This is a genomic window from Aeromonas sp. QDB34 (genome assembly GCF_027705405.1).
Taxonomy (GTDB): Bacteria; Pseudomonadota; Gammaproteobacteria; order Enterobacterales; family Aeromonadaceae; genus Aeromonas; species Aeromonas hydrophila.
The window spans coordinates 1-20,359 of record NZ_JAPDBT010000032.1 but is presented as its reverse complement, the minus strand read 5'-3'; the positions used below and the strand labels follow the sequence as shown (position 1 = coordinate 20,359).

The following is a 20,359-nucleotide window of genomic DNA, read 5'->3' as shown; positions in this document are numbered from 1 at the left end:
CAACAGGGCGACCTGAATAATGAATGATATCGCTGCCGTAGCCGGACAATTGGCCAGACTCAGGGAATCCCTTCAGCAAAAGCAGCTGGAGCTGGACGGCGTCGTCTCTTTCTCCGACACCGAACGCGCCCGCAGCATCCAGTTCATAGCCAAGCTGATGCAGGCCTGTCGCGGCCACGATCGCGAGCTGGACAACAAGCTCGCCAAGCTCAAGCAGAAACTCGATGGCAACCCGCCGCTCTCCTCCCTCGATGCCGACCTCGCCGTCATCGAGAAGCTGCTGCAGCAGCACGGCAATGCGCTGGAAGAGTCCATCTCCCTGACCAAGTCCGCCATCGAGCTCGGCAGCAAACAGCTCAAGGCTCTCAAGGGCTTCCCGGAGGAGACCCGCAAATCCCTCAAGGAGTTTCTGGCAAGCCCGGATGGCTATGGCATCGGCGATCACCAGAAGAAGGTGATCCGGCTGCTGGAGTTCTACCAGCAGGCCATCAAGATCCAGCTGTTGCCCACCCAGCCCCTGCTGGCCCAGAGCACGCCCGCCGGCAACCAGGCAGAAACGGTCACCGACCTAGCCGCGCCGGAGCCGGGCGCCCCCTTTGACGTCAAGGTGCACGCCCACATCGCCGACGAGCTGCAGCGCCTCATCACCGAACTCGACTTTGCCGGCGCCGTCGGCGAGAGTCTGGCGGACATTCGCCGCCAGCTACTCAATGGCATCACCCCTCCCCTGCTGGCGGAGATCTGCCTGCAGGTGATCGAGCTCATCATCGAGGGCACCCGCGAGGAGCGCAAAGCCTCCCAGGCGTTTCTCAGCACCCTCAACGAGAGCCTCTCTGCAGTCCACTTCAGCTTCACCGAATCCCTCGACGAGGGGCGCGCCCTGCAAAGCGCCACCCTGGATACCCGCAAGGCCATCGACAGGGAGCTGAAGGCCATCGACCATACCCTGGCCAGCCATGACACCATTGATGACCTCAAGGGGGCCATCTCCGGCCACATGGGGGCCATCAACCTGCTGCTGCAGGACAGGGAGGCCATGGCCGCCCGCGAGCGCCATCTGCTGACCCGCCTCTCCACCATGGAGGCCAAGCTGCGGCTGATGAAGAAGGAGACCGCCGAATACAAGAAGCGGCTCACCATCCAGAAACACAAGCTGTTCCTCGACAGCCTGACCCAGGTGCACAACCGGGCAGCCCTCGACGAGCGGCTCGAGCTCGAATACAAGCGCTGGCTGCGTTACAACACGCCGCTGTGCCTGGCCATCATCGACATCGACCACTTCAAGCACATCAACGACAACTACGGCCACATGGCCGGTGACAAGGCGTTGAAGGTGGTGGCCAAGGCGCTGCAGGGTGCCCTGCGCGACACCGACTTCATCGCCCGCTTCGGCGGCGAGGAGTTCGTGGTGCTGCTGCCGAACATCAACCCTGACAAGTTCCAGAAGCCGCTGGAGACCTTGCGCCAGACCATCAAGAGCATTCCGTTCCGCTTTCGCGATGCCAGAGTCGAGATCACCATCTCCATCGGTGCCACCCTGTTTAGGGAAGGGGATCACACCACGGACGCGTTCGAGCGGGCCGACAAGGCCCTCTACAGCTCCAAGAACTCGGGTCGGGATCAGGTCAATCTGGCCTGATCGGCGACTAAAAAAGCAGCAAACGCACTTTCCCCCTATTCCCCTGCCCCACCGCTTACATCTACTATCAAATTCAAGGGATGCCACAGGGCATCCCGTTTTCTCCCCAGGGAAAAGCACAACGATAACAAGCGAGTGAAAGGGGAACCTATGATTACGCACATCAATCCAGTCGGCAGCATGGACTTGCTGTCCCAGCTCGAGGTGGACCGCCTCAAGCAAACCGCCTCCAGCGATATCTATCAACTGTTTCGCAACTGCTCGCTGGCGGTACTCAACTCCGGCAGCCATACCGACAGCTCCAAAGAGATACTGGAGCGCTTCAAATCCTTCGATATTCATGTGATCCGGCGCGAGCGCGGGGTCAAGCTCGAACTGTTCAACGCCCCCGAGCACGCCTTCGTCGATGGCGAGATCATCCGCGGCATTCAGGAGCACCTGTTCTCCGTCCTGCGCGACATCCTCTACGTGTCGACCCAGCTGGAGTCGAACCGGCTGGTCAACCTGACCAGCTCCACCCACATCTCCAACGTGGTGTTCGCCATCCTGCGCAACGCCAAGGCGATCCTGCCGGGCGCCGACCCCAATCTGGTGGTCTGCTGGGGCGGTCACTCCATCAACGAGATCGAGTACCAGTACACCCGCGCGGTGGGCAGCGAGCTGGGCCTGCGTGAGCTCAACATCTGCACCGGCTGCGGCCCGGGTGCCATGGAGGGGCCGATGAAGGGCGCCGCCGTCGGCCACGCCAAGCAGCGGGTACGCAACGGCCGCTACATCGGCCTCACCGAGCCTTCCATCATCGCCGCCGAGCCGCCCAACCCCATCGTCAACGAGCTGGTGATCCTGCCGGACATCGAGAAGCGGCTGGAGGCCTTCGTGCGCCTTGGCCACGGCATCATCATCTTCCCGGGCGGGGTCGGTACCGCCGAAGAGCTGCTCTACCTGCTCGGCATCATGATGCACCCGGCCAACGAGCGGCAGCCCATGCCGATCATCCTGACCGGTCCGAAGGAGAGCGCCGATTACTTCCGCGCCATCGACGACTTCGTCAAGGCGACCCTGGGCGAACCGGCCACCAGCCTCTACCGGATCATCGTCGGCGATGCCCCGGAAGTGGCCCGGGTCATGAAAGAGGCGATGCCGAAGATCCGCGAATACCGCAAATCGGTCGGCGATGCCTACTCCTTCAACTGGTCGCTCAAGATCGAGCCGGAGTTCCAGCTACCGTTCGAGCCGGATCACGCCAACATGGCCAGCCTGGACCTGCACCGCAATCAGCCGCCCCAGTTGCTGGCGGCCAACCTGCGCCGTGCCTTCTCCGGCATCGTCGCCGGCAACGTCAAGGAAGGGGGCATCCGCGCCATCGAGAAGAAGGGTCCCTTCAAGCTGCACGGCGACAAGGAGCTGATGCACCTGATGGACAAGCTGCTGGAGAGCTTCGTCAAGCAGCAGCGCATGAAGCTGCCGGGCAGCCAGTATGTGCCCTGCTACGAAATCGTGCGCTGACGGGCAGCACAGCTGAAACGAGGGGCGCATGGCGCCCCTTTTTTGTCGCAGGGAATGCCCGCGGCCATCAATCCCCCATCGAGCCCGCTGGTTTGTTACAATGGGGCGTCCCGACTGCCAAGAGTGCCCCATGTCAAACCCAAGGCCACACCTGCTCATCATCGATGCCCTCAATCTCATTCGCCGGCTGCACGCGGTTCAGACCCAGCAGGCGCTGACCCCGGCCCAGGCGTTGATCGCCACCCGTGCCAACCTCATCAACACCTGCCGCAAGCTGCTGGCCGCCAGCGAGCCGACCCACGTCATCGCGGTGTTCGACGGCGAGGTTCACAGCTGGCGCAAGGAGGTCTATCCGGCCTACAAGGAGGGGCGAACCCCCATGCCGGCCGAGCTGCGCGAGGGGTTGAACGAGCTGCAGGATGCCTTCTGGGAGTGCGGCGTGGATGCCCTACTCTCCCAGACCAACGAGGCGGATGATCTCATCGCCACCCTGGCCAGCGGCATTGCCCAGCACGGAGCCAGAGCCACCATCATCTCCACCGACAAGGGGTTCTGCCAGCTCATCTGCCCGCAGATCCAGATCCGCGATTACTTCAACAAGCGCTGGCTGGATGCCACCTTCGTCGAGCAGCAGTACGGGGTGGCGCCGACGCAACTGGTGGATTTCTGGGCTCTAACCGGCATCAGCGGCTCCAACATCAAGGGGGTACTCGGCATCGGCCCCAAGACCGCTACCCAGTTGCTGCAGCAATACGGCGATCTGGCCAGCCTGCTGGCGGCCTGCCAGCAGGAAGACGCCGCCAAGGCGCTGCTCAAGCTGCGCCAGCACCAGGATGAGGCCCTGCTGGCCCAACGGCTGGTGCGGCTGCAGCGGGACATTCCGCTCGGCTTCAACCTGCGGGAGATCCGCTATCCACCGGCTCCCGAAGCCTGAGCAAGCGAAACCGCCAAGCATGACCGGACTCACTCTCGCTGTTGACAAAAACAGATAGAATGTAAAGAAACATGGAGGGTTAGGTGTAGAAATGGTATAAAACCGCCGAATCCTCCCCCTCTGTTCCCTAGAAGTGGATACGTCTCATGTCAAAAAGAAAAATTACCGTCATCCCGGGCGACGGCATCGGCCCCAGCATCATCGAATCCGCCATCCAGATCCTGACCCACGCCGGTTGTGACTTCGAATACGAATACGCGGACGCCGGCCTGGTGGCGCTGGAGAAGCACGGCGAGCTGCTGCCCCAGGCGACGCTGGATCTCATCGAGAAGAACAAGGTCAGCCTGAAGGGTCCGCTCACCACCCCGGTCGGCGGTGGCTTCACCTCCATCAACGTCTCCCTGCGCAAGAAATTCAACCTCTACGCCAACGTCCGCCCGGTGCTCTCCTTCAAGGGTACCCGCAGCCGTTACGACAACATCGACATCATCACGGTGCGCGAGAACACCGAAGGTATGTATTCGGGTGCCGGTCAGAAGCGCAGCGACGACAACAAGAGCGCCGAGGCGATGAGCATCATCACTCGCGAAGGGGCGGAACGCATCGTCAAGTTCGCCTTCGAGCTGGCGCGCCAGGAAGGGCGCAAGAAAGTCACCATCATCCACAAGGCCAACATCCTCAAGTCCACCTCCGGCCTGTTCCTGGAAGTGGCCCGTGAAGTGGCCAGCCGCTACCCGGACATCCAGAGCGAAGAGATGATCGTCGATGCCGCCTGCATGAACCTGGTGATGTACCCGGAGCGCTTCGATGTCATGGTCACCACCAATCTGTTCGGCGACATCCTGTCGGATCTGTGTGCCGGTCTGGTGGGGGGCTTAGGGATGGCGCCCGGTGCCAACATCGGCGATGGCGCCGCCATCTTCGAAGCGGTGCACGGCTCGGCGCCGGATATCGCCGGCAAGAACATCGCCAACCCGACTTCGGTGATCCTCGCCTCCATCCAGATGCTGGAGTATCTGGGCATGCAGAACAAGGCCGAACGGATCCGTGAGGCAGTGCGCGCCACCATCGAATCCGGCGACCGGGTGACCCGGGATCTGGGGGGTACCGCCTCCACCAGCGAGTTCACCAAATCCATCATCGATCGTTTGTAATCACACCCAAGATATTGATTTTAAAAGGGAGCTTCAGCTCCCTTTGTTTTATCTCGCGGTGCTCTCCCCCCTTTGTCGATTGGCTACTATGTTCAATAGATAAGGGATAAGGAGATCCATTATGCGCGCTATCGTTACCCTGCTGCTCATCAGCAGCAACGTCATGGCAGTAGACAGACCGGTCGAGAATGCCTGGCCGCAATTGCCCCCCTCTTCCCAGCAGGCCAGCCAGGTCTGGCGCTCCAACGTGGATACCAACGACCTGCTCAAGGCACCCAAACCGCTCTCCTTCGGGATGGATGTCGTGACCGACAGCGATGGCAACAGCCAGGTCACTCCCTATCAGAAACTGAACCTGACCGCCGAGAAGAGCGTGAGCCTCTCCTTCGAGCAGCACAAACCCAGGATCAAGTTCAAGACCGCCGGCATGAACACTTCCATCAAGCTGCGCGGCAACGGGGTGAAGCTGGAGTTCAGCCCGACCGATCGCACCATACCGCTCGACATTGAACTCAAGCTCACCGACGGCGAATCCTCGCTGCGTTTCGATTACCGTTTCTGATGACGCAGAAACGACAAGACCGACAACCCGTGGGTTGTCGGCCTTGTGGTCAGTGGCTCACCGCCAGCAATTACTCCTTGGCGGAGAGCTTGGAAACCCAGTACTTGTTGTAGACGTGCACCGTGATCTCTTCGCGATCGTGATAGAGCTGCTTGGCCTGGATCACGAAAGCGTTGTCGATCTCCCTGAGCAGCTCGCGCAGCACCTCGATGTTGTGCACAGCCTCAGCGTAGCGCTTCTTCATCGGCAGCTTGAGGTTGAACATCGCCTCCTGGCAATCGCTCTCCCGGAACCAGTCAGCGATCATGTGGGTGACCCGCGCCGGCTTGTCCACCATGTCGCACACCAGCCAATAGGTGTTCTTCTTGCTCGGACGCCACACGAAACCATCGTCGCGGATGTGCTTGACCTGACCGGTATCCATCAGGGACTGGGCCATCATGCCGTTGTCCACCGCCGTCACCATCATGCCGCGACGTACCAGCTGATAGGTCCAGCCACCCGGGCAGGCGCCCAGATCGACGGCCTTCATGCCGGAGGTGAGGCGCAGGTCCCACTCTTCCCGCGGCACGAACACGTAAAAGGCCTCTTCCAGCTTGAGGCTGGAGCGGCTCGGGGCATCGGCCGGGCAGCGCAGACGCGGGATGCCCATGTGGAATTCGGAGTTGTTGAAGGAGTAGGAGTAACCCAGCAACACGTGGTCATTGGCCAGGAAGAAGGCGTGGAACACCGGCCGGTGCGGGGTCTCCTTCTTGGTCAGCAACTCGTTGCCGCGCAGCGCCTGGCGCAGCGGCACGGTGAACTTGCGGCAGAACGCCGACAGCTCTTTTGCCTCGTTGGTATCGGCGGTTTCCACCCGCAGATCGCCGCAGATGGCGTAACCCTGGGTCGCCTCCAGGATGGGGGTGATGCGATCCGACAGATCCAGATCCTTCAGCTCATGGGTTACCACCAGCATCTGGCGAATGAAGATGAGCTCGCGGAACGGCAACTTGCGCGCCAGCAGATCGGCCTGCTCCTCGTCATACAGCTCAAATATCACGTAACCACTGTCGTCCTTGACCCGGGCGAAACCGTAGCACTGCATGTTACTGGCACGCTCGGTGATCTCTGCCGCCGCCTCTTTCTCAAAACCGGGGCGGCAATAAAGCAGCAGATTATTCATTTTTTCCTCCAAGACGACAGCCAGCCCATATCAGAGCCGCCCATCCCAACATAAAACAGAGGCCACCGGCCGGGGTAATCAGCCCCAGCCCCTTGCTGCCGAGCAGCACCATGGCATAAATACTGCCGGAGAATCCCAGGATCCCCAGCACGAAGGCGGTGCCAGCAAAGGTGATGACCTTGCTGCGCACACCGCACCACCCCAGCACCAGCAGGGCCAGGGCGTGGAAAAACTGATACTGCACGGCGGTATTGAACGCCGCCAGACGCGAAGGCTCGATCCCGCTGGCCGCCAGACCATGGGCACCGTAGGCCCCCAGCAGGGTTGCCGTCAGGCCGAACACACCCGCCAGCACCAGCCAATGTCGATGGAATTGCATCCCTTGCCTCCTCGTCGTTTCGCTTCCCATCCTCACGTTCGCGTCGGGATGGTCGCAATGAAGTTCTTGATCTGCCCGGCCGCCTGCCGCAGGTTATCCTGCTCGCTCACCCCGCTGCTCTTGCGCGGTTTGAAGCCATGATCACCATCGGTCAGCCAATGGACCGATACGGCGGGTGAGAAGGGAAAATCAGCCAGTTCGGCACGGGTGCCGAAAGTATCGCGCTCCCCCTGCAACAGCAGGGTCGGCGTCTTGATCTGCTTGAGCACGTCACCCCGCCAGCGGTCGGGGTTGGCCGGGGGGTGGAAAGGATACCCGAGAATGAGCAATCCTGCAGCATTCATCTCGTCCTCGCCATCCTGATAGAGTTCGGCCGCCATCCGCCCGCCCATCGACTTGCCGGCCAGAAACAGCCGGGGATGCGCAAACTCCTTCGCCATCTGGCGCCAGTGCGCCAGCAGCACGGGTTGCCTGTCCGGCGGTCTGCGTTTGCCATCCAGCGCGCGCTTGCTCATGTAGGGGAAGTTGAAGCGCACCACCTCGATGTCCGGCCCGGCCAGCAAGCGTGACAGCTCGGCCAGAAAGGCGTGCTCCATGCCCGCACCGGCGCCGTGGGCCAGCAGAATGCGGACGGGGGCATCGACAACCCCCTCCCGGATCACCTCAGGCATCGGCCAGCCGTGCCCGGCGACGGGCCTCCTCCTGCTCCACCAGCTCCAGCATCCAGTCGCGGAAGGCCACTATCTTGCCCTGATCGGACTGCTGCTCCTGGCACACCAGATAGAAGGCGTTCTTGCTCACCAGCACCTGCTCGAACGGGCAGATGAGGCGGCCAGCCTCTATTTCGGGCTGGGCCAGCACGCTGTGGCCAAGGGCCACCCCCTGGCCGTGAATGGCCGCCTGGATCACCATGGTGGAGTGGCTGAAGATGGGCCCCTGATTGACGTTGGGCGCATCGATGTCGAGCTGGCGAAACCAGGCCTTCCAGTCGCGGCGGGAGGTGTCGTGCAGCAGGGTGTGGCGGGTCAGATCGTCCGGGGTACGCAGCGGCTTGGGACCGGTCAGCAGCAACGGCGAACAGACCGGGATCAGATACTCGGTGTGCAGCTTGTCGGCACGCAGCCCAGGCCAGTTGCCACGGCCGTAATAGATGGCCACGTCCACATCGTCGGTGAGCGAGCCCTCGTCCATGTCCACCGCCTTGATCCGTACATCGATGTCGGGGTGGCGCTCACTGAACTTGACCAGCCGCGGCACCAGCCACTGGATGGCGAAACTCGGCTGCAAAGAGACGGTGAGCGCCCCCTTGGCGCTGCGCGCCAGCAGCTTGTCGGTCGCCTCCGAGATGGAGGTGAAGATGTCCTTGATGTCGAGGAAGTAGCCCTGCCCCTCCTCGGTCAACAGCAGGGAGCGGTTCTTGCGGCGAAACAGCTTGATGCCGAGGTACTCTTCCAGCGCCTTGATCTGGTGACTGATGGCAGCCTGGGTCACGAAAAGCTCTTCCGCAGCCCGGGTGAAGCTTAAATGACGAGCCGCGGCTTCGAATGCTTTCAGTGCATTGAGCGGGGGTAAACGACGAGACATGAGACCAGCCGACGATGAGTTTTTCTAATGGGCCGCATTATAATTTGTCGGTTGCGGGTCGACCAGTGAATAAACATAATTCGCTTCGCAATCCGTTGTCATATGGCTCACTTTTTCTCTTCCATGTTGGTTTACATGTGATTTTTGTGAGTCACTGGACTGCGATTGTGGTGTTGTGTTTCTTCCTCTGCGGGAAGAGGGGTTTAAATCGGACCGATTTAACCCAGTCTGTCATCTGAATGTGTTTGGCGCCTCCGGTTGGATGGCGCCTTTTTTCTTATCCTTATACCTTGAACTGCCCCACCAGTTGCTGCTGCTTGTCGGCCAGTGCCGACAACTCGCGACCGTTTTCGGCGGAGCTGGCCGCCTCGGCGCGGATGGTGTGGCTCACATCGCGAATGTTGCTGACGTTGCGATTGATCTCGTCCGCCACCCCGCTCTGCTCCTGCGCCGCCCTGGCAATCTGCTCGTTCATCTGATGGATGGTCGCCACCGCGTGGATGATCTGCTCCAGCACGCTGACCGACAGGTCCACCTTGGTGAGCGTCAGATCCGCCTGGCTGTGGCCGGTCATGATCGCCTTCACCACGGCCTCGGTACCGGACTGCAGCTGGCCGATGAGGGTCTGGATCTCGACGATGGCGTTCTGGGTGCGACCCGCCAGATTGCGCACCTCATCCGCCACCACCGCAAAGCCACGGCCCTGCTCACCGGCCCGCGCCGCCTCGATGGCGGCGTTGAGCGCCAGCAGGTTGGTCTGCTCGGCGATCCCCTGGATCACCACCAAGATGTCGTTGATGTTCTCGCTGTTGGCCGACAGATGCTCCACCACCGGCTTGGCGTCGCTGATCACCGCCATCAGCTTGCGCATCGCCTCCTGGGTATCCGCCACCACGTACTTGCCCTCCTGCGCCGCCGTATCGGCCTGGTTGGCCGCGGCCACCGCCGAATTGGCATTGCCCGCTACCTGCAAGGCGGTGGCGCTCAGCTCCTCGAACGCGGTCGCCACCAGATCCACCTCCTGATACTGGGCCTGCATGCCGGCGCTGGTGCGCTCGGCAACGCTGGCGGCCTGTTCGGCGCTGGCACGGGTGCCGGCGACGGTATCGATGACCTGGCTGATGGTGCTCTGCAGTTTGTTGAGGAAGCTGTTGAACCACTTGGCCAGCTCGCCAATCTCGTCGTCACGGCGCAGCTCGATGCGCTGGGTGAGGTCCCCCTCGCCGCTGGCGATGTCCTTGAGGCGGGCCACCACGGCGCGGATGGGGGCCACTATCTGGTGGGCCATCAGCCAGATGCAGATCAGCGCGACCGCCGAGATGAGGCCGCCAATGAGCAGCTGGGTCATCACGCTGCGGCTGGCCTGACCGGAGAGATCGTCCTGCAGCTGGAGAGCCGACGCCAGCACCACGCTGCGCGGCAGTTCGATGTAGATGCCCCATTTCTGCTCGGTGCCCCGCATCTTGACCGGCACGAAGGTCTGCAACAGGGTGCCGTCAGGGCTCCAGCGGCTGCTGACCTGTCCCTGACCCAGCCAGCCCTGCAGCTCGCCGGCCAGGGTCTGATACTGCTGGCCGAGCGGGCTGCCCAGAGTGACGTCAAAGCCATCCACGCCGGCGACACGGCCCTGGCTGCTGACCAGCAGCACCTTCCCCTGCCCCTTGTAGAGCTCCTGATCCATCTCCTTGACCAGGCTTTGCAGGGCGGTCAGCGAGATATCGACGCCGACCATGCCGAGCAGCTTCTCTTGCTCCAGCAGGGGCACGGTCACCGAGGTCATCAACACCTTCTGCGAGCCCACATCATCGAGATAGGGTTCCAGCAGGCAGAGCGCCTTGCTGCGGATGCTGCAGCGATACCACTCGTTCTCCACCCCGCCGGCCGCCGTCGGACTCTCGTCCGCCAGCACGGATTCGTTTTGTACCTCGGGTTCTATCTTGCCGTCGACCCGCGCCCAATAGGTGGAGAAGCGGCCCTGATCGTTGGAGCCCAGCGCACTGGAGCCGTGATAATTGCTGTCTTCACCGTCGAGCTGATCCGGCTCGAACACCGCATAGACCCCGAGCAGGTTGTCAGAGGAGGCGGCCGCGTCGTGCAGCTGCTGATTGACGGCGGTACGCAGCGTTTCGGAGGAGCCGAAGTTGTCGGCCGCATTCTTGCGCTGGAACAGGATCCCCTGTCCCAGCAGAGTGGCCCGGAAGTAGGCCTCGTCCAGATAGCTGGTCACCTTGGCCGCCTGCTCGGAGCCCATCGCCTTCATCCAGTTTTCGGCCGCACTCTGGGCTTCCGCCGTGGTGGAAGTCAGCACCTGATCCTGCATGTTGGCAGCACTGAAGAGGGAAGAGGCCACCAAGGCTCCGGCACTGGCCAACAAACAACAACCGGCGATCAGGGTGATCCGCCCCTGAACAGAAAGAGAACTCATGCCACCATTTCCTAGCTTTTTACAGATATGATCAGTGTATCGGTTTTAGAAACAAAAACTTAACCTTATCACGCTAAATCCAGGGCAAGTTGGTTCACTTCGCCGGCTGCGGGCAGGCCGACCACCAATCCCAGTAGCCGAATGGGTTTGCCCTGCGCCCGCAGCAAGCCTTCGTGCAGCAGATCGTGAAACCGCTCCGGCTGGTAACCGCCGCGCCGGTAGACGGTGGTCTGCTGAAAATCGGCGAACTTGAGCTTGATCCCCTGCCCCATCAGCTGCTCCCTGCCATGGCTGACCGAGAACCGTTGCTCCAGCTCGGGGATGAGCTGGCGGAGCACCTGCCAGCAGGCGGCCTCATCCAGCACGTCGCTGGCGAGCGTCGTCTCCACCCCGATGGTCTTGCGCACCCGCTGTGCCTGCACCGGCTGCTCGTCGTGGCCCCAGATCCGCCCAGCCAGCATCTCCCCGAGCTTGCCGAAACGGGCGATCAGCTCCTCGTTGCCGAGCTGGCGGGCATCTTCGCAGGAGTAAAGGCCGAGCGACTCCAGCCGGTCCGCGGTCTTGCGACCGATGCCGGGCAACTTGCCAAGCGGCAGCTGGCGCACGAACTCATCCACCTCCTGCGGGCGGAGCACGAACAGGCCGTCCGGCTTGCGCTGCTCGGAGGCGAGCTTGGCCAGAAACTTGTTCGGCGCCACCCCCGCTGAGGCGGTCAACCCCAGCTCGGTGTTGATCGCGGCGCGGATCTCGCGGGCCATCAGAGTGGCACTGCCGCCACAACAGGGGCTCATCGTCACATCGAGATAGGCTTCATCGAGGGAGAGCGGCTCCACCTGCTCGGTGTAGCGCAGGAAGATGGCCCGCAGCTGGCGGGAAACCTCCTTGTAGACCGCCATCCGGCCGGGAATGAGCACCAGCGGCGGGCAGAGCTTGCGTGCCAAGGCGCTCGGCATGGCGGAGCGCACCCCGAAGCGGCGCGCCACATAGTTGCAGGTCGAGATGACGCCGCGCCTGTCCGCCGAGCCGCCGATGGCCAGCGGCACCTCGCGCAGGGCCGGGTTGTCCCGCATCTCTACCGCGGCATAGAAGCAGTCCATGTCGATGTGAATGATCTTGCGCATACTACTGTACGAATAAACAGGCAACCTGCCTATGCTAACCCAGTGCTGCCATTTCTGCCATCGGCATGAAATGAGGGTCGGATATAGACTCTTGAGGCACCATTGGTTAGCGCATCATGCAAGGAGGGTGAGATGAAGATAGGTTGGCTGGGATTGGGGCTCTGCCTGCTGGCACAGCCGGGCAGCAGCAAGGACAACCCGACCGCCGAATGCAGCTGGCTGTATGACCGCATCGCGGCGCTGGAACAGGCCATCAAACAGGGCGACGAGCTGGGCACCCGGGAAGAGCTGGCACGCTGGCGGGCCGAGTTCAAAAAGAAAGCCTGCCAGCAATACGACTACTGAGTCTTTTGCAAAAAAACGGGCTGACCATCAGGTCAGCCCGTCGGTTATCCGGCACGGGAGCGAGTACGACTCGGCGCCCTGTCCGCTCAGATGATCCGGTTCTCCGCCAGCATCTTGCGACGGGCCTCTTCCTTGGCCATCTTCTTCTTGCGGTTGTCACAGGGTTCCGGGCAATCACACTCTTTTTCGATACCTATGCTGCCGAGCCCGCCGCAGGAGCCGGAGATGGTCTTCTTCTGGAAGATGTAACCGATGGCCATGGCCACCACTACCGCCAGAAATACCCCGAAGGTGATCAAAAAAATCTGCATGTTACCGCCCCTTATTTTCTAACCAGATACTGTTTGAAGGCATCGGAGTAGGACTCCTCGAAGCCATCATCCGTCTTGGTGATCACGAAGATAGCCAAACCCCGCTCCTTGGCATAAGCCAGGCTCTTCTCGGGCCCGAGCACCATGAACACGGTCGCCAGCCCGTCTGCGGTCATGCAGGAGGGGTGAATGACGGTCACCGACACCATCCGATGCTGGATCGGCTTGCCGGTCATGGGATCGATGGTGTGGGAGAATCGCTTGCCGTCCAGCTCGTAATAGTTGCGGTACTCGCCCGAGGTCGCCACCCCGTTGTCACCGGCCACGATCACTTCCTGCACCGAACCGGCGTTGGCGGTCGGCTTCTCGATGGCAACGCGCCAGGGGTGCCCCTTGCCGTTGACGCCGTTGATCCGCAGCTCACCGCCGATCTCCACCAGATAGTTGCGCGAGCCCATGGACTCCAGATACTCGGCCACCTTGTCGACCCCAAAGCCCTTGGCGATGGCGGAGAGATCCACGTAGAGATCCGGGATGTCCTTTTGCAAGGTATCGGCATCGGCCGAGGTGATCACGTGCAGGTTGCCGAGTCCGGTCTTCTGGCGAGTCTGGGTGATCAGCTCGTCGGACGGCGTCTTGGTCGGGCGCGCATCGGGCCCGAAGCCCCACAGATTGACCAAGGGGCCGACGGTGACGTCCAGCGCCCCGCGGCTCTCACGGCCAATGTGAATGGCCTCGGTCACCACCCGCGCGGTATCGCGGGAGACCACCACCGGCGTCGAGCCGCGATGCTGGTTGAAGCGCGACAGCTCGGAATCCGGGCGGTAGGTCGACATCTGATCGTTGACCCGCTCCAGCAGCACATCGACTTCGGCCTGGAACTTGGCGGGATCCGTGATGACGCTGTCCGCCACCTTGATGGAGTAATAGGTACCCATGGTGCTGCCGGTGATGTGGATCTCCGGCTTCGATTGGACCGTTTGTTCCTGACCGCACCCAGTCAAGAAAAAGGCTAGCCCGAAGGCTAGCCAGGTCTTTACAACACTGTGCATTGATTAACCACCAAAGTCATCCAGCAGGATGTTTTCGTCTTCAACACCGAGGTTTTTCAGCATGTTGATGACGGCAGCGTTCATCACGGGAGGCCCGCACATGTAGAACTCGCAATCTTCCGGCGCCTCGTGGTTCTTGAGATAGTTCTCGAACAGCACGTTGTGGATGAAGCCGGTGTAGCCGTCCCAGTTGTCTTCCGGTTGCGGATCAGACAGGGCGACGTGCCACTGGAAGTTGTCGTTCTCGGCCTGCAGCATGTCGAAGTCTTCGACATAGAACATCTCGCGCTTGGAACGGGCACCGTACCAGAAGCTCATCTTGCGCTTGGTCTTCAGACGGCGCAGCTGATCGAAGATGTGGGAACGCATCGGCGCCATACCGGCACCACCACCGATGAACACCATCTCGGCATCGGTGTCCTTGGCGAAGAACTCGCCGAACGGACCGGAGATGGTCACCTTGTCGCCAGCCTTCAGGCTGAAGATGTAGGAGGACATCTGGCCGGGAGGGGCAGTCCAGTTGCTCGGCGGCGGGGTCGCGATCCGCACGTTCAGCATGATGATGCCGAACTCTTCCGGATAGTTGGCCATGGAGTAGGCACGAATGATCGGCTCGTTGACCTTGGACTCCAGCTCGAAGATCTTGAAGCGATCCCAGTCACCGCGATACTCCTCGGGAATATCGAAGTTCTTGTACTGCACGTGGTGAGCCGGCGCTTCGATCTGGATATAACCACCGGCGCGGAACGGTACGCTCTCGCCATCCGGGATCTGCAGCTTGAGCTCCTTGATGAAGGTGGCCTTGTTGTCATTGGAGATGACGGTACAGTCCCACTTCTTCACCCCGAAGATCTCTTCCGGCAGTTCGATGTCCATGTCGGAACGAACGGTGACCTGACAGGCCAGACGCTCGCCGTGACGGGCTTCGCCCTTGCTGATGTGATCCAGCTCGGTCGGCAGGATATCGCCACCGCCGGATTTCACCCGTACCTTGCACTGACCACAGGAACCGCCGCCGCCGCAGGCGGAGGAGACGAAGATACCGCTGCCGGCCAGCACGCCGAGCAGCTTGCCACCCGCCGGGCTGGTCACAGCCTTGGCCGGGTCGCCGTTGATGCTGATTGTCACGTCACCGGCGGTCACCAGCTTGGACTTGGCGAACAGAATGACTGCCACCAAGGCCAGCAGGATCACGGTGAACATGACCACACCCAGAATAATTTCCATCTATATTTCCTTTCCGATTACAGGGAAATACCAGAGAAGGACATGAAGCCCAGCGCCATCAGACCCGCGGTGATGAAGGTGATGCCGAGGCCACGCAGACCTTCCGGAACATCGGAATACTTCATCTTCTCGCGGATCCCCGCCATCGCGACGATGGCAAGCATCCAGCCGGCACCCGAACCCACGCCATAGACCACGGACTCAACGAAGTTGTAGTCACGCTGCACCATGAAGGAGACGCCACCGAAGATGGCACAGTTCACGGTGATGAGCGGCAGGAAGATACCGAGCGCGTTGTAGAGAGCCGGGAAATACTTGTCCAGCGCCATCTCCAGGATCTGCACCAGTGCCGCGATCACCCCGATGAAGGTGATGAAGCTCAGGAAGCTTAAGTCCAGGCCGGAAACCAGGGCACCGTCCTTGAGGACGTAGTTGTAGATCAGGTTGTTGGCCGGGACGGCCACGGTCTGAACCACGATAACGGCGATCCCCAGGCCCATGGCGGTCTTGACCTTCTTGGACACCGCCAGGAAGGTACACATCCCCAAGAAGAAGGAGAGCGCCAGGTTCTCGATGAAGATCGAGCGAATCAACAGACTGATATAGTGTTCCATACCTTAATCCTTCGCCTCCACCTGCTTGGGATCCTTGGTGCGTACGCCCCAGATGATCAGACCAATGATGAAGAACGCACTCGGCGGCAGCAGCAGCAGGCCGTTGGGCACATACCAGCCACCATTGTTCACCAGCGGCAGCAGTTCGATGCCAAACCAGGTACCGGAGCCCAGGATTTCACGCACGGTGGCCACGGTCAGCAGCACGGCGCCATAACCCAGGCCGTTGCCGATACCGTCCAGGAAGGAGGGCAGCGGGGCACTCTTCATGGCATAGGCTTCGGCACGACCCATCACGATACAGTTGGTGATGATGAGGCCGACGAACACCGACAGCTGCTTGGAGATGTCGTAGGCATACGCCTTGAGCACCTGGTCAACCACGATAACCAGCGAGGCAATCACCGCCATCTGGGCGATGATCCGCACGCTGTTCGGGATCTGGTTGCGGATCAGGGAGATGAACAGGTTGGAGAAGGCGGTGACCGCGGTAACGGCCAGCGTCATCACGAACGCCGTCTTCATCTGGCTGGTAACGGCCAGCGCGGAACAGACCCCCAGCACCTGCAGTGCGATGGGGTTGTTGCCGAGCACAGGCGTCAACAGCAACTTTTTCATTTCGCTCTTGTCAGCCATTGTTGATTTCTCCTGCACGAACCTTGGCCAGGAAAGGACCGAAGCCCTTGGGACCCATCCAGAAGTCGAAGGTATGCTGTACGCCGTTACCGGTCAGGGTCGCACCGGACAGGCCGTCGATCTCATGCTCGGAACCAGCCGGAGCATGACCCTTGATCACCCGCAGTGCCGGCATGCCATCCTGATCGAACAGCTTCTTGCCGACGAACAGCTCGCGCCAGGCCGGATTTTCGATCTCGCCGCCCAGACCCGGGGTTTCACCATGGTCATAGTAGGTGATGCCCTTGATGGTCTGGCCGTCGGCCGCGACCGCCACGAAGGCGTACATGGTGGACCACAGACCCTGGCCGTAGATCGGCAGGATGATGTTGTCGACCTTGCCCTCGGCATCTTTCGCGAAGAACACCGGGATCAGTTTGGAGATTTGACGCAGACCGGCCTTGTCGTCGGCCGGGGCCAGACGAATGCTCTTGGCCGGGTCTTTTGCCGCCAGCTTGGTATCGAAGTTGTCGGCATCGCCGTCAACGAACTCACCGGTAGTCAAATCGACCAGACGCGCTTCAATCTTGTCACCGTACAGCTGGGCCAGATCGCGCTTGGCCACGCTGCTGATGTCGACACCGGCGACGGACAGAATGTTGCTTTGCTTGTCCAGCGCCCGATTTTCCAGCTGGGCTGGACGCAGTCCCACGGCGGCCACGGAGACCACGATGGAGCAGACCAGGCACAGACCGGTCACTATGGTGAGGGTGCCGACAGTAGAGTCTTTATTAAACGCCACGAGCGATCCTCCGCTTGATGTTCGCCTGCGCCACGAAATGGTCAAACAAGGGGGCAAACAGGTTGGCAAACAGAATGGCCAGCATCATGCCTTCCGGGAAGGCGGGGTTCACCACCCGGATCAGCACCACCATCACCCCGATCAGGGCGCCATACCACCACTTGCCCTTGTTGGTGAAGGCAGCGGAGACCGGATCGGTCGCCATGAAGGCCATACCAAAGGCGAAGCCGCCCAGCACCAGATGCCAGTGCCACGGCATGTTGAACATGGGGTTGGTATCGGAACCGATGACGTTGAACAGCAGGGAGGTCGCAACCATGCCGATCATCACACCGGCGATGATGCGCCAGGAGGCGATCCGCATGTAGACGATCATGGCCGCACCGATGAGGATCATCAGGGTGGAGACTTCACCGATGGAACCGGGCAGGTTGCCAAGGAAAGCGTCCATCCAGCTGATGGTCTGGCCGGTGGCACCGTTGATCAGCGCCATCTGGCCGCCCTGGGCCCACTGGCTCAGCGCGGTGGCACCCGAGTAGCCGTCGACGGCAACCCAGACTGCATCACCGGAGATCTGGCCCGGATAGGCGAAGAACAGGAAGGCACGACCCGCCAGCGCCGGGTTCAGGAAGTTCTTGCCGGTACCACCGAACACTTCCTTGGCCAGCACCACACCGAAGGTGATACCCAGGGCAGCTTGCCACAGGGGCAGCTCGGGCGGCACGATCAGCGCGAACAGGATGGAGGTTACGAAGAAGCCTTCGTTGATCTCGTGCTTGCGCACCATGGCAAACAGCACTTCCCAGAAACCACCGACCAGGAACACGGTCAGGTAGATTGGCAGGAAGTGGGCAGCACCGATCAGCATCTTGCTGCCGATACCGGCGACGGCCGGATCCAGCGAAGCACCCAGCAGGGTGGCGATGGTGTATTGCCAGGTGTCGGCACCGGCAGCCGTGCCCAGATGGGCGATGGCGGCGATGGATTGGTTGCCGACGTTGTACATGCCCCAGAACATGGCCGGGAACACGGCCAGCCACACCATGATCATCATGCGCTTCAGATCGATCGCATCACGGACGTGGGCAGCATTGCGGGTCACGGAACCCGGGGTATAAAACAGGGTGTACGCCGCTTCGAACAGGGCATAGTACTTGGCGTACTTGCCACCCGGCTCGAAGTGATGTTCCATATTTTCAAGAAGTTGCTTGAAACTCATCGCTTAACCTTCCAGTTCGATCTTGGTCAGGCACTCACGCAAGACTGGGCCGTACTCGGTCTTGCCGGGGCAGACGAAGGTACAGAGCGCCAGATCTTCCTCATCCAGTTCCAGACAGCCGAGTGCTTGCGCATTGTCGGTGTCGCCGGAGACCAGATCCCGCAGCAGCAGGGTCGGCAGGATGTCGAGCGGCATCACCCGCTCATAGTTGCCGATAGGCACCATGGAGCGGTCACTACCGTTGGTGGTGGTAGTGAAGTTGATGAGTTTGCCCTTCATCAGGTGAGAGAGGGTGGTACGGGTGATGGAGAACTTGCTGGCGCTGGGATTGACCCAACCCAGGAACTCTTTCTCGCGACCTTCACCCAGTACGCTGACCTGATTGTGGTAGCGACCCAGGTAGTCATGTACCCCTTCGGCCTTGGCACCGCTCAGCAGGGAACCGGAGATGATGCGATTCTCGTCCGCACGCAGCTCGTTGTTGGTCAGCTGGCTGATGCAGGCGCCCATGCGGGTGCGCAGCAGACGCGGCTTGACCACGTTCGGGCCGGCCAGCGCGATCACCTTGTCGGTAAAAATCTGACCGGTGGTGAACAGCTTGCCGTAGGCGATCACATCCTGATAGTTGATGTGCCACTGCACCTTCTTGGCACCGACCGGGTCCAGGAAGTGGATGTGGGTACCGGGCAGACCGGCAGGGTGCGGGCCAACGAACACCTCTTCCTTGACTTGCGCCAGGGAAGCGTGCGGCAGGCTCGCTTCGCCCTTGCAGACGTAGACGGTGCCATCGGTCAGACGAGTCAGCACGGCCAGACCGTCGAGGAAGGCCTGGGCCTGTTCCTTGATGATCAGCTCCGCACTGGCAGCCAGCGGGTTGGTGTCCATGGCGGTGACGAAGATGGCGCGAGGGGTGGAACCCACGGCCGGCACCTTGCTGAACGGGCGGGTACGCAACGCGGTCCATTGGCCGGATGCGACCAGGATCTCCTGCACCTTGCTGCGCTCGAGCTTGGCCAGCTCGGCAGACGCAAAGTGCTCGAAGGTCACCTGCTCGTCGGACCCATCGATATCGATGACAACGGATTGCAGAATGCGCTTGGCACCCCGGTTGATCTCTGAAACCACACCGGTGGCGGGGGCCGTGAATTTAACGCCGGGATTCTTCTTATCTTCGAAGAGCTCCTGACCTTTAATGACGCGATCACCTACTTTGACAAACATAGTAGGACGCATCCCCACGAACTCTTCGCCGAGTGTAGCAACACGGGTGATGGCCGGGCCATCGTAGATTACTTGCTCCGGAGCACCCAGCACGGGGATGTCCAGTCCTCTTTTAATTGTAATCATACTCACTTGCACTACCGTTAAGGGAAGACAGGTTGGTTAGCGCCGAGAAATACATCACGACGAGTTGTTGAATGAGCCCGTTGATGTTGCGGGATGATGTCGAAGAAACAAACAAATCAGCAACATACAGAGTCATTCAAAAGCGCCTGAGTTTACCACTTATGGCGAGTTGCCTGCCATGCAAAATGGGGAAAATCCCCGCTCTATCACAAAATCATCGAAATTTAATCATGCGGTTTTTTTTCACGAAACCTCAGGCACGACTTCGAGTTAGCCATTATTCATGTACAGGATCTTTAGCGGCAACCAATTGAAATAGATATAAAAAAGGCTTCGTTTGTGATCTGATTTTATCGCC

20 protein-coding genes are annotated in these 20,359 nt (G+C 60.8%); 6 read left to right on the top strand and 14 right to left on the bottom strand.

Going from position 1 to position 20,359, the window contains the following annotated elements:
• Positions 1-19: 19 nt before the first annotated feature.
• The 5 genes from OKC29_RS21830 (at position 20) to OKC29_RS21810 (ending at position 5,795) form a co-directional block, all read left to right on the top strand.
• Positions 20-1,639, top strand: coding sequence for a GGDEF domain-containing protein (locus OKC29_RS21830; RefSeq protein WP_073349205.1), 1,620 nt, complete (start codon positions 20-22; stop codon positions 1,637-1,639).
• 150 nt (positions 1,640-1,789) lie between these two features.
• On the top strand, positions 1,790-3,145 hold the full coding sequence (gene ppnN / locus OKC29_RS21825) for a nucleotide 5'-monophosphate nucleosidase PpnN (protein WP_011705076.1): 1,356 nt from the start codon (positions 1,790-1,792) through the stop codon (positions 3,143-3,145).
• A 130-nt stretch (positions 3,146-3,275) separates the two neighbouring features.
• Positions 3,276-4,079 carry a flap endonuclease Xni gene (gene xni / locus OKC29_RS21820; protein ID WP_162275627.1) on the top strand — a complete coding sequence of 268 codons (804 nt, stop codon included), beginning with the start codon at positions 3,276-3,278 and terminating at the stop codon, positions 4,077-4,079.
• A gap of 146 nt (positions 4,080-4,225) precedes the next feature.
• Entirely contained in the window at positions 4,226-5,233 is a 1,008-nt protein-coding gene (locus OKC29_RS21815; protein ID WP_073349201.1) for an isocitrate dehydrogenase, read from the top strand.
• A gap of 121 nt (positions 5,234-5,354) precedes the next feature.
• On the top strand, positions 5,355-5,795 hold the full coding sequence (locus OKC29_RS21810) for a hypothetical protein (protein WP_073349199.1): 441 nt from the start codon (positions 5,355-5,357) through the stop codon (positions 5,793-5,795).
• Between the two features lie 70 nt (positions 5,796-5,865).
• Here OKC29_RS21810 and rlmM read toward each other — a convergent pair whose 3' ends face one another.
• The 6 genes from rlmM to dinB all read right to left on the bottom strand — a co-directional run bounded on the left by rlmM (position 5,866) and on the right by dinB (position 12,469).
• Positions 5,866-6,960, bottom strand: coding sequence for a 23S rRNA (cytidine(2498)-2'-O)-methyltransferase RlmM (gene rlmM / locus OKC29_RS21805; protein ID WP_041217202.1), 1,095 nt, complete (start codon positions 6,958-6,960; stop codon positions 5,866-5,868).
• Complete coding sequence (locus OKC29_RS21800) at positions 6,953-7,339, bottom strand: DUF423 domain-containing protein (RefSeq protein WP_011705071.1); 387 nt, start codon at positions 7,337-7,339, stop codon at positions 6,953-6,955. The genes rlmM and OKC29_RS21800 overlap by 8 nt, the downstream gene beginning before the upstream one ends.
• 32 nt (positions 7,340-7,371) lie before the next feature.
• Positions 7,372-8,010 (bottom strand): alpha/beta fold hydrolase, encoded by a 639-nt coding sequence (locus tag OKC29_RS21795; protein WP_073349197.1) that lies wholly within the window; start codon positions 8,008-8,010, stop codon positions 7,372-7,374.
• Positions 8,003-8,923, bottom strand: coding sequence for a transcriptional regulator GcvA (locus tag OKC29_RS21790; RefSeq protein WP_005303519.1), 921 nt, complete (start codon positions 8,921-8,923; stop codon positions 8,003-8,005). Before OKC29_RS21790 ends, OKC29_RS21795 begins: the two co-directional genes overlap by 8 nt.
• A gap of 283 nt (positions 8,924-9,206) precedes the next feature.
• Positions 9,207-11,348, bottom strand: coding sequence for a methyl-accepting chemotaxis protein (locus OKC29_RS21785; RefSeq protein ID WP_073349195.1), 2,142 nt, complete (start codon positions 11,346-11,348; stop codon positions 9,207-9,209).
• Positions 11,349-11,416: 68 nt separating this feature from the next.
• A complete protein-coding gene (dinB, locus tag OKC29_RS21780) occupies positions 11,417-12,469 on the bottom strand; it encodes a DNA polymerase IV (RefSeq protein ID WP_073349193.1) in 1,053 nt (350 codons plus the stop codon).
• Between the two features lie 132 nt (positions 12,470-12,601).
• On the opposite strand from dinB, the gene OKC29_RS21775 reads away from it, so the two are divergent.
• Positions 12,602-12,814 (top strand): hypothetical protein, encoded by a 213-nt coding sequence (locus OKC29_RS21775; RefSeq protein ID WP_029301604.1) that lies wholly within the window; start codon positions 12,602-12,604, stop codon positions 12,812-12,814.
• An 86-nt stretch (positions 12,815-12,900) separates the two neighbouring features.
• Here OKC29_RS21775 and nqrM read toward each other — a convergent pair whose 3' ends face one another.
• From nqrM to OKC29_RS21735, 8 genes are read right to left on the bottom strand one after another with little or no spacing between them, the layout of a single operon-like run.
• Positions 12,901-13,125, bottom strand: coding sequence for a (Na+)-NQR maturation NqrM (gene nqrM, locus OKC29_RS21770; RefSeq protein ID WP_011705066.1), 225 nt, complete (start codon positions 13,123-13,125; stop codon positions 12,901-12,903).
• Between the two features lie 11 nt (positions 13,126-13,136).
• The gene (locus tag OKC29_RS21765) at positions 13,137-14,177 is read right to left on the bottom strand and encodes an FAD:protein FMN transferase (protein ID WP_073349191.1); all 1,041 of its coding nucleotides are present in this window, start codon (positions 14,175-14,177) and stop codon (positions 13,137-13,139) included.
• 3 nt (positions 14,178-14,180) lie between these two features.
• The gene (gene nqrF / locus OKC29_RS21760; protein ID WP_011705064.1) at positions 14,181-15,404 is read right to left on the bottom strand and encodes an NADH:ubiquinone reductase (Na(+)-transporting) subunit F; all 1,224 of its coding nucleotides are present in this window, start codon (positions 15,402-15,404) and stop codon (positions 14,181-14,183) included.
• Positions 15,405-15,421: 17 nt separating this feature from the next.
• Positions 15,422-16,018: an NADH:ubiquinone reductase (Na(+)-transporting) subunit E gene (gene nqrE / locus OKC29_RS21755; RefSeq protein ID WP_005303538.1), complete on the bottom strand. Its 597-nt coding sequence runs from the start codon at positions 16,016-16,018 to the stop codon at positions 15,422-15,424.
• Positions 16,019-16,021: 3 nt separating this feature from the next.
• Positions 16,022-16,654 carry an NADH:ubiquinone reductase (Na(+)-transporting) subunit D gene (locus OKC29_RS21750; protein ID WP_005303545.1) on the bottom strand — a complete coding sequence of 211 codons (633 nt, stop codon included), beginning with the start codon at positions 16,652-16,654 and terminating at the stop codon, positions 16,022-16,024.
• Entirely contained in the window at positions 16,647-17,435 is a 789-nt protein-coding gene (locus OKC29_RS21745; protein ID WP_011705063.1) for a Na(+)-translocating NADH-quinone reductase subunit C, read from the bottom strand. Before OKC29_RS21745 ends, OKC29_RS21750 begins: the two co-directional genes overlap by 8 nt.
• Entirely contained in the window at positions 17,425-18,654 is a 1,230-nt protein-coding gene (locus tag OKC29_RS21740) for an NADH:ubiquinone reductase (Na(+)-transporting) subunit B (RefSeq protein ID WP_011705062.1), read from the bottom strand. The genes OKC29_RS21745 and OKC29_RS21740 overlap by 11 nt, the downstream gene beginning before the upstream one ends.
• A 3-nt stretch (positions 18,655-18,657) precedes the next feature.
• A complete protein-coding gene (locus tag OKC29_RS21735) occupies positions 18,658-20,001 on the bottom strand; it encodes a Na(+)-translocating NADH-quinone reductase subunit A (RefSeq protein WP_011705061.1) in 1,344 nt (447 codons plus the stop codon).
• Positions 20,002-20,359: the final 358 nt, after the last annotated feature.

What these genes read in the sequence shown, in the direction of transcription:
- OKC29_RS21830 (WP_073349205.1), top strand. Translation starts at nt 20, where the DNA reads ATGAATGATATCGCTGCCGTAGCCGGACAATTGGCCAGACTCAGGGAA.
- ppnN (WP_011705076.1), top strand. Translation starts at nt 1,790, where the DNA reads ATGATTACGCACATCAATCCAGTCGGCAGCATGGACTTGCTGTCCCAG.
- xni (WP_162275627.1), top strand. Translation starts at nt 3,276, where the DNA reads ATGTCAAACCCAAGGCCACACCTGCTCATCATCGATGCCCTCAATCTC.
- OKC29_RS21815 (WP_073349201.1), top strand. Translation starts at nt 4,226, where the DNA reads ATGTCAAAAAGAAAAATTACCGTCATCCCGGGCGACGGCATCGGCCCC.
- OKC29_RS21810 (WP_073349199.1), top strand. Translation starts at nt 5,355, where the DNA reads ATGCGCGCTATCGTTACCCTGCTGCTCATCAGCAGCAACGTCATGGCA.
- rlmM (WP_041217202.1), bottom strand. Translation starts at nt 6,960, where the DNA reads ATGAATAATCTGCTGCTTTATTGCCGCCCCGGTTTTGAGAAAGAGGCG.
- OKC29_RS21800 (WP_011705071.1), bottom strand. Translation starts at nt 7,339, where the DNA reads ATGCAATTCCATCGACATTGGCTGGTGCTGGCGGGTGTGTTCGGCCTG.
- OKC29_RS21795 (WP_073349197.1), bottom strand. Translation starts at nt 8,010, where the DNA reads ATGCCTGAGGTGATCCGGGAGGGGGTTGTCGATGCCCCCGTCCGCATT.
- OKC29_RS21790 (WP_005303519.1), bottom strand. Translation starts at nt 8,923, where the DNA reads ATGTCTCGTCGTTTACCCCCGCTCAATGCACTGAAAGCATTCGAAGCC.
- OKC29_RS21785 (WP_073349195.1), bottom strand. Translation starts at nt 11,348, where the DNA reads ATGAGTTCTCTTTCTGTTCAGGGGCGGATCACCCTGATCGCCGGTTGT.
- dinB (WP_073349193.1), bottom strand. Translation starts at nt 12,469, where the DNA reads ATGCGCAAGATCATTCACATCGACATGGACTGCTTCTATGCCGCGGTA.
- OKC29_RS21775 (WP_029301604.1), top strand. Translation starts at nt 12,602, where the DNA reads ATGAAGATAGGTTGGCTGGGATTGGGGCTCTGCCTGCTGGCACAGCCG.
- nqrM (WP_011705066.1), bottom strand. Translation starts at nt 13,125, where the DNA reads ATGCAGATTTTTTTGATCACCTTCGGGGTATTTCTGGCGGTAGTGGTG.
- OKC29_RS21765 (WP_073349191.1), bottom strand. Translation starts at nt 14,177, where the DNA reads ATGCACAGTGTTGTAAAGACCTGGCTAGCCTTCGGGCTAGCCTTTTTC.
- nqrF (WP_011705064.1), bottom strand. Translation starts at nt 15,404, where the DNA reads ATGGAAATTATTCTGGGTGTGGTCATGTTCACCGTGATCCTGCTGGCC.
- nqrE (WP_005303538.1), bottom strand. Translation starts at nt 16,018, where the DNA reads ATGGAACACTATATCAGTCTGTTGATTCGCTCGATCTTCATCGAGAAC.
- OKC29_RS21750 (WP_005303545.1), bottom strand. Translation starts at nt 16,654, where the DNA reads ATGGCTGACAAGAGCGAAATGAAAAAGTTGCTGTTGACGCCTGTGCTC.
- OKC29_RS21740 (WP_011705062.1), bottom strand. Translation starts at nt 18,654, where the DNA reads ATGAGTTTCAAGCAACTTCTTGAAAATATGGAACATCACTTCGAGCCG.
- OKC29_RS21735 (WP_011705061.1), bottom strand. Translation starts at nt 20,001, where the DNA reads ATGATTACAATTAAAAGAGGACTGGACATCCCCGTGCTGGGTGCTCCG.